Source organism: Arthrobacter crystallopoietes BAB-32, assembly GCF_000328305.2.
Taxonomy (GTDB): domain Bacteria; phylum Actinomycetota; class Actinomycetes; order Actinomycetales; family Micrococcaceae; genus Crystallibacter; species Crystallibacter crystallopoietes_A.
Genome location: NZ_ANPE02000228.1, coordinates 1 through 12,835, shown reverse-complemented (window position 1 = coordinate 12,835; position 12,835 = coordinate 1). Strand labels below are relative to the sequence as shown.

Below are 12,835 nucleotides of genomic sequence, written 5' to 3'. Positions count from 1 at the left end.
AGCCGCGCCGCCAGCGCGTACAGCCCGCCGGCCACCGCGGCGGTGATCAGCGCGATGGGCGTGTAGACGCCGATGACGGCGCCCAGGTCCGTCTCGGCGAGCAGGATGAACATCAGCGCCGGGTTGGTGATGTAGTAGATGGCCGGCGTGAGGCCCTTCTGCATGGCCGGAGTTTGCCGGGGCAGCAGCGCCGCCGCGCCGAAACCGACGGCGACGAGCGCCAGGACTACTCCGAAACCGAGCAGCACGCCTTCCAACAGACCTCCTCGGTCGCAACGCTGCCGGCCCATGGGGCGGACAGCCAAAATCAGTGGCTGGGCAAAAACAAGCCGGAGCCCGTCCTCGCAGACGGGCTCCGGCAGGCAGTTCTAGCGCACCAGGCAGGGGCGCTTGGGATCGAACTCCCAGCCCGGCACCAGGTATTGCATGGCGACGGCGTCATCGCGGGCGCCGAGGCCATGCTCCAGATACAGGGCGTGCGCCTCATCCAGCCGCGCACGGTCCAGTTCGATGCCGAGCCCCGGGGCGTCCGGTACCTTGATTTCGCCGTCGCGGATCAGCAGCGGGTTGCGGGTCAGGCCCTGTCCATCCTGCCAGATCCAGTGCGTATCCAGCGCCGTGATCTCGCCCGGCGCGGCGGCTCCCACATGGGTGAACATGGCCAGCGAGATATCGAAGTGGTTGTTCGAGTGCGAGCCCCAGGTGAGGCCGAACTCGTGGCAGAGCTGCGCCACGCGGACTGAGCCGGCCATGGTCCAGAAGTGCGGATCGGCCAGGGGAATATCGACGGCGTTCGAGCGCACCGCGTGCGCCATTTCCCGCCAGTCCGTGGCAATCATGTTGGTTGCAGTCTGCAGCCCGGTGGTGCGGCGGAACTCGGCCATCACCTCGCGGCCGGAGAACTTGCCTTCGGCGCCGCAGGGGTCCTCGGCGTAGGCGACGATGCCGCGCATCCGCTGGCCCAGCCGGATGGCGTCCTGCAGCAGCCAGCCGCCGTTCGGGTCCAGCGTGATCCGGGCGTCCGGGAAGCGCTGCTTCAGCGCGGCCACGGCGTCAACCTCGAGGTCGCCGGCCTGCACGCCACCCTTGAGCTTGAAGTCCTGGAACCCGTAGCGTGCCTGGGCTGCCTCGGCGAGCCGGATCACGGCTTCCGGAGTCATGGCCTCCTCGCGGCGCACCCGCTCCCAGTCGTCGGCCCCGTTGGGCTCGCGCAGGTAGGGCAGGTCGGTGCTGTCCGGGTTGCCGACATAGAAGAGGTAGCCGAGCATCGGTACGGCCGAGCGCTGCTGCCCGTCCCCGAGCAGTTCGGCCACCGGGACGCCGAGGAACTGGCCGTGCAGGTCCAGCAGGGCGGATTCGACGGCGGTCACCGCGTGCACGGTGGTGCGCAGGTCGAAGGTCTGCAAGCCGCGGCCGCCGGCATCCCGGTCCGCGAAGGCTGTGGCGACGTCGCGCAGCAGCGAGCGGAAGCGGGCCACCGGCTGGCCGATGATGATCCGGCCGGCGTCCTCGATGGTGGCACGGATCTTCTCGCCGCCGGGCACTTCGCCCAGGCCGGTGCGGCCGTCCGAGTCAGTGATGATGGCGACGTTGCGGGTGAAGAACGGGCCGTGCGCCCCGGAGAGGTTCAGCAGCATCGAGTCGTGCCCGGCGACCGGGACGACCTCGACGGCGGCAATGGTCGGCTGGTGGCTCATGCTTGTTCTCCTGCGCGCTTCACGGTGCCGTCGATGCGGCGGTTGAGGTGCCACGGATTGGACTCGCGCACCGGCGCCGGCAGCAGGGCGTCCGGAATGTTCTGGTACGCCACCGGGCGGAGGAAACGCTCGATCGCCAAGGTGCCGACCGACGTCGTACGCGAATCCGACGTGGCGGGGAACGGTCCGCCATGGACCATGGCGTGACCCACTTCGACGCCTGTGGGCCAGCCGTTGGCGAGGATGCGGCCGGCCTTGCGCTCCAGCACCGGCAGCAGCGGGGCGACCGTGGCGTGGTCCTCGTCGGTCAGGTGCAGCGTGGCGGTCAGCTGGCCTTCGAGCCGGCGGGCGGCGGCGACGAGTTCCTCCGCGGAGGCGTAGCGGATGATCAGCGAGGCCGCGCCGAAGATCTCCTCGTGCAGGACCGGGTTGGACAGGAAAGTGTCCACGCTGGTACCGAAGACGGCGGGCGCCGGAGCATTCTCGGTCGCGCCGTCCTGGCCCTTGGCCACGAGTTCGACGCCGTCCTGCGAACCCAGCGCTGCGACGCCGGAGTTCCAGGAGTCGGCGATACCCTTGGTCAGCATCGTCTGGCCGGGTGCCGTGGCCAGCGCGCGGTTGACGGCCGCGGCGAAGCGGTCGCCGGTCTCGCCAGCCGGCACGAAGACCAGGCCGGGGGCCGTGCAGAGCTGGCCGCTGGAGCCGGTGACGGAGGCGGTGTAGGCCTGGGCAAGGGCGTCGAGATCGCCCTTGAGGGCGCCGTCGAAGAAGAAGACCGGGTTGATGGAGCTCATCTCGGCGTAGACCGGGATGGGTTCGGGGCGGGCCGCGGCCGTTGCCATCAGGGCCGTGCCGCCGGAGCGCGAGCCGGTGAAGCCCACGGCCTTGATCGCCGGATCGGCCACCAGGGCCTGGCCGATGCTGGTGCCGGGGCCGTAGATCAGTGAGAAGACGCCCGGGTGCAGGCCGCAGTCCCGGACGGCCTCGGCGATGGCCTGGCCGACGATCTCGCTGGTGCCCGGGTGGGCGTTGTGTGCCTTGAAGACCACCGGGCAGCCGGCGGCCAGCGCGGAGGCGGTGTCGCCGCCGGCCGTGGAGAAGGCCAGCGGGAAGTTGCTGGCGCCGAAAACAGCGACCGGACCGAGGGCGACCTTGCGCTGGCGGATGTCCGCGCGGGGCATCGGCTGGCGCTCCGGCTGGGCCGGATCGATCCGCACGCCGCGGTGGTCACCCTGACGGACCACCTGGGCGAAGAGGCGCAGCTGTCCGGTGGTGCGGCCGCGCTCGCCGGTCAGCCGGGCTTCCGGCAGACCGGTTTCGGCCATAGCGCGCTCCACCAGTTCGGTACCGACGGCCTCGATGTTGTCCGCGATCTTCTCGAGGAAGGCGGCGTGGGTTTCCGGATCGAGGGAGCTGAAGCTCTCGAACGCTTCCTCGGCGGCAGCGGTGGCTGCTGCGAGCTGGTCCTCGTCGATCAGCGTATAGGCCGGCTCCAGCACGCTGTTGGTGCGCGGGTCGAAGCCGTTCATGGTGCGGCCGTTGCCGGCTACCTGGGCGCCGGCAATGATCGAGTGGCCGGCCAGCGTGGTTTCTGTCGTGGGCATCGGGGGTACTCCTTCTGACTGCGGTGGTGTGCGGTCGGTGTCCGGTCCCGGACCGGGACGAAAGCGGCCGCCTCCGGGAGGCGACCGCTCTCGTCGTCGTTATTTCAGGCAGGCTGTGCCACGGCGGCGTCCCGCGGACGGATGCCGGCGGCGTCGATCAGGGCGGACAGGTCTGCGATGTCCTGCTCGGTCAGGTCCTGCAGCGGCGGGCGGACCGGACCGGAGTCGCGGCCGATCGCTTTCAGGCCGCCCTTGACGATCGAGACGCCGTAGCCCTTGGCGCGGTCGCGGATGTCCAGGTAGGGGAGCACGAAGCGGTTCAGCTTCTCGTTGACGGCCACGCGGTCCTGGTTGCGGACGTCGCGGTAGAACTCCAGGGCGAACTCCGGCACGAAGTTGTACATCGCGGAGGAGTAGGTGCTCATGCCCAGCTGCAGCAGCGGCAGGGCGAAGGTCTCGGCTGTCGGCAGGCCGCCCAGGTAGAAGAGCCGGTCGCCGTTCTTGGCGTAGACCTTGGTGAGGTGCTCGATGTCGCCGAGGGCGTCCTTGAAGCCGATGAAGTTGGCGTGGCGCTCGGCCAGTTTGGCAACGGTGTCAGCCGAGTAGATGGCGTTGGCGCGGTTGTAGACGATGACGCCGATGCTGGTCGCTGCGCAGACGGCCGAGACATGGGCCAGCAGGCCGGCCTGGTCGCATTCGGTCAGGTACGGCGGCAGCAGCAGCAGGCCCTCGGCACCGGCGGCCTCGGCGTCCTTGGCGTTCTGGATGGCCTGGGCGGTGGACCCGCCGGCGGAGGCCAGGACCGGCACGCGGCTGCCGGCTTCTTCGACGGCCATCCGGACGACCCGCGCGGACTCCTCGGGGGTCAGGCTGAAGCCCTCGCCGGTGCCGCCGGCGGCGAACAGGCCGGCGACATCGAAGCTGGACTGCCAGGCCAAGTGGGAGCGGTAGGCGGTTTCGTCAACCTTCAGGTCGGCGTCGAACGCGGTGACCGGGAAGGAGAGCAGGCCTTCCTTCAGCTTGTCGGCGAGTTCCTGGGGCGTGTACTGGGCCACGTGCATCTTCCTTTGTGATGGTGCCGCGGACGGCGGTCGGGGTGGTTTGTTGTGTCCACCCTAGGAAGGGCTGGTGATGCCTGTCCAAGCCCCATTTTGTATGGATTGATGCAGGAAAGGAATTACGACGACGATCCTTAGCTGGCTCCGGACCAGACAGCGTCCAGCAACTGGCGCAGCGCCGGGTTGTGTCCGGTCCGACTCCAGATGGCATGCAGCTCGACGGTATCCGAGGGCACATCGGCCAGGCGCAGGTAGGAGACGCCCTCGATACCAAGCAGCCGGGCGGATTCCGGCACGAAGGCCACGCCGCGGCCGACGGTGACGAGCGCGACCATGGTCAGGATCTGGCTGACCTCGTGAACGACGTTGGCGTGCTCGACCGGCACGCTCCGCACCACCAGGTCGTAGAAGTAGCGGGCCTTGACCGGCGAGTGCATGATCAGCGGCACGTCCTTCAGGTCGGCCGCGTGCACCGGGCCGGTGAGCTGGTCCAGCTCGTGGCCTGCCGGCACGGCGAGCAGCAGGTCCTCGGAGAGCAGCAGGTGGGACTGGAACAGATCGGTATCGAAAGGCGGGCGGGCGAGCCCAAGGTCCAGGTCGCCGTCGAGCAGTGCCTGGACCTGCTCGCTGGTGACGAGTTCCTGGAGGTCGACGTCCACGTCCGGCAGCTCGGTGGAAATCTGCTCCAGCAGCGGGCCCAGCAGGCTGAAGGCCGAGGCGGCAGTGAAACCGATCCGCAGTTCGCCCGCCTGGCCGGCGGCGATGCGGCGCGCTGTCACGGGCGCGCGGTCTGCCGCCACCACGAGCCGGCGGGCTTCGGCCAGGAACGCGCGTCCTGCGGCAGTCAGACTGACCTTGCGGTTGTCCCGTTCCAGGAGGTCGACGCCGATGCTCCGCTCAAGCTTCTGGATCTGGCGGCTCAGCGGGGGCTGGGTCATCTGCAGGCGTTCGGCCGCCCGGCCGAAGTGCAGTTCCTCCGCGACAGCGATAAAGCTGCGGGCTTGGTCGAGGGTAAACATGATGCCTTTCGAGTATTACTCAATGCAGTATCGGGCTTGGACATGCATCATAATCGTTTTCTAAGCTCGAACACCGAAGCGCCGTGACCTCGTTCACATCGAGGCTCCGGCGCCCGTATCGCGGTTTATCAATCAAGGAGCTTCGAAGTGAAAGCATTTCCTGTTCGCCGGGCCATCGTGGGGCTGGCCTCTGCCTCCGCCATCCTCGCCCTGACGGCCTGCGGCGGCAATGTGGGTTCCGGGTCCTCCGGAACCGAAGAGTCCTACCCGACCAAGCCGATCAACGTCACCGTCGGTGCCGCCGCCGGAGGCTCGACCGACCTGATTGCCCGTGCCATTGCCGAAGGTGCGTCCGAGGACCTCGGCGTCGCCATGCCTGTCGTCAACAAACCCGGGGCCAATGGCGCCCTGGCCGCGAAGGAGGTCCAGGGCAAGCCGGCCGACGGGTATGAACTGGCTACCCTTAACGCTTCCCTGATCACCATCACACCGCTGGCCGTCGGCGAGTCCGAAGCCGTGTCGATCGACGACTTCGAAGTCATCACCGGCCTCTCCCAGGACGACTACGTGATGGTCGCCAACCCCGAGGCCGGGGTCAAGACCGTTGAGGACCTGACCAAGAAGGACGGCCTCAGCTTCGGCACCACCGGCGTAGGCACCGGCTCGCAGCTGGCGCAGGCGCTGCTGCTCAAGCAGGCCGATATCAAGGGCACCGAGGTTCCGTTCGATTCCGGCGCTCCGGCCGTGACCGCCGTCCTGGGCAACCAGGTCCAGGTAGCCACCGTGCAGCTGGGCGAGGCCAAGGCCCAGATCGACGCCGGCAAGCTGGTGCCGATCGTTGTCTTCTCGACTGAGCGCAACGAGTTCCTGCCGGATGTTCCGACCGCCACCGAGGAAGGCTACGACGTTCCGGTCTCCCAGTACCGCGCGATGGTGGCTCCCAAGGGCACTCCCGAGGAAGTCAAGACGCGGCTGAAGACTGCCTTCGAAAACACCTTCAAGACTGAGGCATACCAGCAGTTCAACGAACAGAACCTGCTGACCCCGAAGGAGATCTCGGGCGAGGAAGTCGTCACCGAGTGGACCGAGCTGGCTGAGAAGTACAAGGAACTGACGGAAGAGTACGGCATCTCCCTAAAGGAGAGCTGAGCAGCCGCGCCAGGCCCTGAGGAGCACCAACATGAATGAGACAGCCAATATGACTTCGGTACCCGCCGGCCCCGACGAGGACCTCACGCCCGAGCAGCTTGCTGCCCAGTGGGAAGCCGAAGCGCCGCCGGCGGGAGGGCCGATAGCCAACTTCGCCGCCGCGGCCGTGGCGACCGTCCTTGGCGCCGCCGGCATGGTCCTGTCCCTGCAGCTGGGACTGGGCACGCCCAGCCAGCCGCAGCCGGGACTATGGCCATTCGTCATGAGCCTCGTCATCACGGTGCTGGGCCTGGCGCAGCTGATCATCGGCCGCAAGGGCGGCGAGGGGGAGAAGTTCTCCAAGCTGTCCTGGCTGGTGCTCTTCGGGGCCGCCACGCTCATCGGACTCGTGGCGCTGATGCCTGTCATCGGCTTCGAGATCCCGTCCCTGCTGCTGTGCTTCGTCTGGATGAAGTTCCTCGGCGGTGAAAGCTGGCGCTCGGCCGTCCTCTACTCGGTCCTGGTCGTCGCCGCGTTCTACGGCATCTTCATCCTGGGCCTGGGGACCACCATCCCCCACTTGTTCTAACGGTCCCAGAAAGGCTCTACGCATGGACTTCCTGCAACCGGTACTGGACGGCTTTGGTGTCGTCCTGGCTCCGAACAACCTGCTCTACTGCCTGCTCGGCGTTCTCATCGGCATGCTGATCGGCGTGCTCCCGGGCCTCGGCCCCGCCGCTACGATCGCGATCCTGCTGCCCCTGACCTACGGTATCGAACCGGTAACCGCGATCATCATGCTCGCCGGTATCTTCTACGGGGCCCAGTACGGCGGGACCATCACCTCGGTGCTGCTGCGCCTGCCCGGCGAGGCCAGCTCCGTGGTCACGGTCTTCGACGGCTACATGCTGGCCAAGAAGGGCAAGGCCGGCACCGCCCTGGGCATCGCCGCCATCGGTTCCTTCATCGGCGGCACGATCGGCATCATCGGCCTGACGTTCCTGGCCCCGGTCGTCGCCGGGTTCGCCCTGGATTTCGGGCCGCCCGAATACGCAGCCCTCGCGCTCCTGGGCATTCTGCTTGTTGCCACGATCAGCAACGGCAGCAAGACCAAGGCCCTCATCGCCGCTGCCTTCGGCCTGCTCCTGGCAACCGTAGGCCGCGACGTGTTCACCGGCGCCGAACGGTTCACCTTCGGGAACCTCGACTTGGCCGACGGCATCGACTTCGTCCCGGTGGCGATGGGCCTGTTCGGTCTCGGCGAGATCCTCTATAACCTGGAGGAACGCCACCGCGCGGCCAAGGCGCCTGCGAAGGTTGCCAATGTATGGCCTTCGCGCGCGGACCTGAAGCAGTCGTCCGGTGCCATCGGGCGCGGTTCGGTCCTCGGTTTCTTCCTTGGCATCTTGCCAGGCGGCGGCGCAACGATCTCCTCCCTCGCCGCCTACGCGATGGAGAAGAAGCGCGCCAAGGACCCGTCCCGCTTTGGCAAGGGCGCCGTCGAGGGCGTCGCCGGTCCGGAGACGGCCAACAATGCGGCGGCGACCAGTTCGTTCATTCCGCTGCTGACGTTGGGAATTCCGGCCAACGCGACCATGGCCCTGATGTTCGGCGCACTGCTGATCCAGGGTGTCACTCCCGGCCCGCAGCTGGTCGACCAGCACCCGGACCTGTTCTGGGGCGTGGTGAACTCGATGTACATCGGCAACATCCTGCTGCTGATCATGTCCATCCCGCTGGTTGGCATCTTCGTGAAGATCCTGCGCGTGCGGGCAGCCATCCTGGCCCCGATCACCGCGTTGATCACGATGCTCGGCGCCTATACGATCAACAACTCGATGTTCGACGTCGTCCTGGTGGTCGTCTTCGGCATCATCGGCTACCTAATGAAGAAGTTTGGGTTCGAGCCGGGCCCGCTGGTGCTGGCCTTTGTGCTCGGCTCGCTCCTGGAAGCCAACCTGCGCCGGTCCCTGCTGGTGCTCAACGGCGACCTCGGCGGCTTCTTCGGCCGTCCGATCTCCGCCACGCTGCTGGTGCTTTTCGTCGTCGTCGCAGTCTGGCCGATGATCCAGTCCCTCCTGGCACGCCGCAAGGCAGCTGCCGCCGTCGATACCTTCAAGACAAAGGAAAACGCATGAGCATCCTCGTTGGATACGTTCCTACTCCCGTCGGCGAGGCTGCCGCCCGCACCGCTATCGCCGAAGCCAAGCTGCGCGGCGAGAAGCTGTTCATCGTCAATTCGGTGCGCGAGGGGGCGCTCGTCGACAAGTCGGTGGCCTCAGAGGACGACCTGCAGCGCATCACAGCCGCTGCATCGGAGGCAGGAGTGGAATCCTCCGTCCTTGAGTCGACACATTCGGACGATTTGGCAGACGAGGTCCTTGCACTGGCCGAGGCGTACGACGTGTCGCTGATCGTCATCGGTCTGCGCCAACGGAGCCAGGTCGGCAAGTTCATCATGGGTTCGCACGCACAGCGGATCCTGCTGCAGGCGGACCGCCCGGTCCTTGCGGTGAAGGCTGGCCAGGGCGGGTCGTAAGCACTGAACTGGAAAAGGGGCGGGGCCGAACGGATTTTTCCGTCCGGCCCCGCCCCTTTCGCTGTCAGCGGCCCTTGAGGGCGAGCGAGGCGCCGAAACCAACCAGGGCAAGTCCGGTGACCCTGTCTGTGGCGCGAACGAAGCTCGGGCGCTGCAGTTTTCCGCGGACGAGGTGGGTGCCGTTGATGATCAGGGAGAACCAGATCAGGCCGAGCAGGTTGTGGACTGCGGCCAGGGCGATGCCCATGCCCAAGGGTGAAACTCCCTCAGGAATGAACTGCGGGATCATGGCGATATAGAAGACGCCGACCTTCGGATTGAGGAGGTTCGTTCCTGCGCCTTTGGCCCACGAGAGCACGAGGCCACCTCGTGCCGGTGCGGCATGCGGATCCTCAAGGCTCTTGGCAGGGCCATGCCGGAACGACCTCCACAGCATGGTCCCGCCCAGCCAGATCATGTACCCGGCTCCGGCGAACTGGAGCACCGCAAAGGCCGTTTCCGAGGCTGCCAGCAGGGCCGACGCCCCCACCGCTGCCGCCGCACCCCACGCCATCGCGCCCGCGTTGATCCCCAGCGCCGTGGCGTAGCCATGCGGCCGGCCCTGGCTGATGGATGCCCGCAGCACCAGGATTGTGTCCAGGCCGGGAATGATAGTCAGCAGGGCCGCCACCACCGCGAAGGACAACAACGCCTGATCCACACTCATGCCGTCAATAGTACGGCGGAGCTTTCATGGCTTGTGGCAGCGCCCAATCCGGCCGCCGTCCAGCAGCAGGGTTTGGATGGCGTTCCGCTGCGCCTGCAACGCCGGTCCGGGGTCGTCGAGTCCCATGCCGAAGGAAGGGATCATTTCCCGCACGGTTCCTTCCCACTGCGGGAAACGCTCCGGGAAACTGGCTTGCAGCACATCCAGCATGATGGAGACTGAGGCGGAAGCGCCCGGCGAGGCGCCGAGCAATGCCGCAAGCGACCCTCCGGCAGCAGTCACAACCTCGGTGCCAAAGCCGGCGATGGTTCCTTTGCCCCGCACGGTCTTGACGGTCTGAACACGCTGGCCGGCCGTAATCCACTCCCAATCGGCCGGGTCGGCATCCGGTACGAAGCGGCGCAGTTGGGCGAACCGGGCCCGCGGAGCCTGCAGGATCTGGCGGACCAAGTAGGCCACCAGACCGAAGTTGTCGACGGCAGCCGACAGCAACGTGCGAAGGTTCGACGGCCGGACCGAACGGGGAAGGTCCCATAAGGAACCGGTCTTGAGGAAGCGCGGAGAGAATGCACCGTAGGGGCCGAACATCAAGTATTCCCGGCCATCGACCACGCGCATGTCCAGATGCGGCACCGAGATCGGCGGGGCGCCTTCCGGCGCGTGGCCGTAGACCTTGGCCCGATGGCGCTCCACCAGTTCCGGTTTCGACGTGCGGTAGAAGCAACCGCTGATCGGGAAGCCGCCGAAGGAGCGGGTTTCCTGCGCGCCCGCCCGCTGCAGCAGGGGCAGGGTGGCACCGCCTGCGCCGAGGAAGACATACCGGGCTTTCAGAGGGCGGGCGCGTTTCAGGGTCCGGGACGTGATGAGCCAGCCGTCGTTGTCCTGCGACAGCCCGGTCACTTCCTCGCCCAGCCGTACTGCCACGCCGCTGTCCGCCGCATCGGCGAGCAGCCGGCGTGACAGCACACCGTAATCGACGTCAGTTCCGTCGGCTACCCGGGTCGCGGCGACCTGCGCGCCCGGGAGCCGGTGTGCGAACATGAGCGGCAGCCACTGTGCCAGCACTGCCGGGTCCTCGCTGTACTCCATGGCAGCGAAGGGCGGGTGATCCGACATGGCCCGGTGCCGGGCGCGCAGGTACTCGACTCCGCGGGCCCCGTAAGCGAAGCTGAAGTGCGGAACCGGGCGGATGAAGCCGCGAGGGTCCCCAAGCCTGCCTTCATGGACGAGGTGTGCCCAGTACTGGCAGGACTGCTGGAACTGGGCGTTGATCCGCAGCGCGCTCGAGATGTCGACGCCGCCGTCGGATGTGCGGGGCGTGTAGTTGAATTCGCACAGCCCTGCATGCCCCGTGCCGGCGTTGTGCCAGGCGTGGGAGCTTTCCAGTCCTGCTTCGGGCAAACGCTCCAGGACGGCGATGCGCCACGCCGGCTCGAGCCGTACCAGCAGGCTGGCCAGGGTGGCACCCATGATACCTGCGCCGACGATGACGGCGTCGAACTCGTCCAGTGCAGGGTCCGCCGACGCAGGGCCTGGTCCCGCCGGTCCGCTCGTTGCCCCGTCAGGCATCCGCGCCGATGAGGACCGAGTCCGTGGTCCAGGCACGCGCCTGCCCGCTGACGGACAGGCCGAGCCCCGGGCGCTGCGGGACGAACATCCGGCCGTCGCGGATCTCGAGGCGTTCCTCGAAGAGCGGCTCGAGCCAGTCGAAGTGCTCGACCCACGGCTCGCGGGGGTAGCAGGCCGCGAGGTGGACGTGGATCTCCATGACGAAGTGCGGTGCGATGTCCAGGCCCGCATGGTCGGCCAGCGTGGCCAGGCGCAGGAATGGAGTGACGCCGCCGACCCGCGGTGCGTCGGGCTGCAGGATGTCGCAGGACCGGGCCGCGATGTGCCGCTCGAGTTCCTGCACGGAGGAGAGCATCTCGCCGGTGGCCACCGGAGTATCGAGCGCCTGGGCGAGCCGGGCGTGGCCTTCGGCGTCGTAGGCGTCGAGCGGCTCCTCGATCCAGGTCAGCTCGAACTCTTCCAGCCGGCGTCCCATCCGCAGGGCGGTGGTGCGGTCCCACTGCTGGTTCGCGTCCACCATGAGCGGAACGTCGTCGCCCAGGTGCTCACGGATGGCGGCGACGCGTCGCAGGTCCTCGGCCCCGTCGGGGAGGCCGACCTTGATCTTGATCCCGCCGATGCCGTCCTTGAGCGACCGCGAGGCGTTGTCCTTGATTTCCTCGATGCTGCTGTTGAGGTAGCCCCCGGACGTGTTGTAGGTCGGCACGGAGTCCCGGTGCGCGCCGAGGAGCTTCGCCAGCGGGAGGTTGCTGCGCCGGGCCTTCAGGTCCCAGAGCGCGGTGTCGACGGCGGCAATCGCCTGCGGTGCGACGCCAGCGCGCCCGACCGAGGCCCCGGCCCAGAGCATCTTGTCGTAGAGCCGGCCGATGTCGTTCGGGTCGGCCCCGATGAGGACGTCCGCGACCTCCCGGGCGTGTGCATACTGCGCCGGTCCACCGGCCCGGAGCGAATAGCTGAAGCCCATGCCTTCGAAGCCCTGCTCGGTGCTCACCTCGGCGACGAGGAAGATGCCCTCGGTCAGCGGCTTCTGGCGGCCCGTGGCCACCTTGGCATCGGAGATGGGCGCGGCCAGCGGCATGGTGACCGTCGACAGCTTGATATTGCGGATGGTGTCTGCGGAGTAAGCCACGGTTCCCTTTCGAATCGCAATGCGTGCTACCAGCGGGGGCTTTTCAGTTGGTAGGCGGGGTGGATGCGTTGCATGTAGCCGGTGTCGTCGCGGCTGGTGAGGCCGCTGTCGAGGTATTGGCGGTGGAGTTTTTCGAGGTTGTCGTGGTCGAGTTCGATGCCGAGGCCGGGGGCGGTGGGCACCGTGACGGCGCCGGCCTCGAAGGTGAGGGTGCCGGGGGTGATGATGTCCTCGTCGGGGTTTTTCCAGGGCCAGTGGGTGTCGCAGGCATAGTCGAGGTTGGGTGTGGCGGCGGCGAGGTGGACCATGGCGGCCAGGGAGATGCCCAGGTGGGAGTTGGAGTGCATGGACAGGCCGAGGCCGAAGGTTTCGGTGAGGCCGGCCAG

General features: G+C 67.5%; 12 protein-coding genes and 1 pseudogene. 4 read left to right on the top strand and 9 right to left on the bottom strand.

The window, feature by feature from the left end; all coding sequences use genetic code 11:
• From D477_RS17560 to D477_RS17540, 5 genes and pseudogenes are all read right to left on the bottom strand, one after another.
• A pseudogene (locus tag D477_RS17560) lies at nt 1-248 on the bottom strand (AEC family transporter); the annotation flags it as partial.
• 120 nt (nt 249-368) lie between these two features.
• A complete protein-coding gene (locus D477_RS17555; protein ID WP_005272771.1) occupies nt 369-1,697 on the bottom strand; it encodes an enolase C-terminal domain-like protein in 1,329 nt (442 codons plus the stop codon).
• Nucleotides 1,694-3,301, bottom strand: coding sequence for an aldehyde dehydrogenase (NADP(+)) (locus D477_RS17550; RefSeq protein ID WP_005272769.1), 1,608 nt, complete (start codon nt 3,299-3,301; stop codon nt 1,694-1,696). The genes D477_RS17555 and D477_RS17550 overlap by 4 nt, the downstream gene beginning before the upstream one ends.
• Before the next feature lie 104 nt (nt 3,302-3,405).
• Nucleotides 3,406-4,356, bottom strand: a complete 951-nt coding sequence (gene kdgD, locus D477_RS17545) for a 5-dehydro-4-deoxyglucarate dehydratase (RefSeq protein ID WP_005272767.1) — start codon at nt 4,354-4,356, stop codon at nt 3,406-3,408.
• A gap of 137 nt (nt 4,357-4,493) precedes the next feature.
• Nucleotides 4,494-5,378 (bottom strand): LysR substrate-binding domain-containing protein, encoded by an 885-nt coding sequence (locus tag D477_RS17540; protein WP_005272765.1) that lies wholly within the window; start codon nt 5,376-5,378, stop codon nt 4,494-4,496.
• Nucleotides 5,379-5,525: 147 nt separating this feature from the next.
• Here D477_RS17540 and D477_RS17535 point away from each other — a divergent pair, with 147 nt between their 5' ends.
• The 4 genes from D477_RS17535 to D477_RS17520 are packed head-to-tail and all read left to right on the top strand — an operon-like array spanning nt 5,526 to nt 9,045.
• Nucleotides 5,526-6,527: a Bug family tripartite tricarboxylate transporter substrate binding protein gene (locus tag D477_RS17535; RefSeq protein WP_005272764.1), complete on the top strand. Its 1,002-nt coding sequence runs from the start codon at nt 5,526-5,528 to the stop codon at nt 6,525-6,527.
• A gap of 31 nt (nt 6,528-6,558) precedes the next feature.
• Nucleotides 6,559-7,095: a tripartite tricarboxylate transporter TctB family protein gene (locus D477_RS17530; protein WP_005272762.1), complete on the top strand. Its 537-nt coding sequence runs from the start codon at nt 6,559-6,561 to the stop codon at nt 7,093-7,095.
• 22 nt (nt 7,096-7,117) lie between these two features.
• Complete coding sequence (locus tag D477_RS17525) at nt 7,118-8,644, top strand: tripartite tricarboxylate transporter permease (RefSeq protein WP_005272759.1); 1,527 nt, start codon at nt 7,118-7,120, stop codon at nt 8,642-8,644.
• Nucleotides 8,641-9,045, top strand: a complete 405-nt coding sequence (locus D477_RS17520) for a universal stress protein (RefSeq protein ID WP_005272757.1) — start codon at nt 8,641-8,643, stop codon at nt 9,043-9,045. The genes D477_RS17525 and D477_RS17520 overlap by 4 nt, the downstream gene beginning before the upstream one ends.
• Before the next feature lie 64 nt (nt 9,046-9,109).
• Here D477_RS17520 and D477_RS17515 read toward each other — a convergent pair whose 3' ends face one another.
• The 4 genes from D477_RS17515 to D477_RS17500 form a co-directional block, all read right to left on the bottom strand.
• The gene (locus tag D477_RS17515; RefSeq protein WP_043847550.1) at nt 9,110-9,751 is read right to left on the bottom strand and encodes a LysE family translocator; all 642 of its coding nucleotides are present in this window, start codon (nt 9,749-9,751) and stop codon (nt 9,110-9,112) included.
• 24 nt (nt 9,752-9,775) lie between these two features.
• Complete coding sequence (gene mqo, locus D477_RS17510; protein WP_005272752.1) at nt 9,776-11,320, bottom strand: malate dehydrogenase (quinone); 1,545 nt, start codon at nt 11,318-11,320, stop codon at nt 9,776-9,778.
• Nucleotides 11,313-12,449, bottom strand: coding sequence for an L-talarate/galactarate dehydratase (locus D477_RS17505; RefSeq protein ID WP_005272750.1), 1,137 nt, complete (start codon nt 12,447-12,449; stop codon nt 11,313-11,315). The genes mqo and D477_RS17505 overlap by 8 nt, the downstream gene beginning before the upstream one ends.
• Nucleotides 12,450-12,475: 26 nt before the next feature.
• Nucleotides 12,476-12,835 (bottom strand): enolase C-terminal domain-like protein (locus D477_RS17500; protein ID WP_043847548.1); only part of this gene is annotated, 360 nt, incomplete at its 5' end.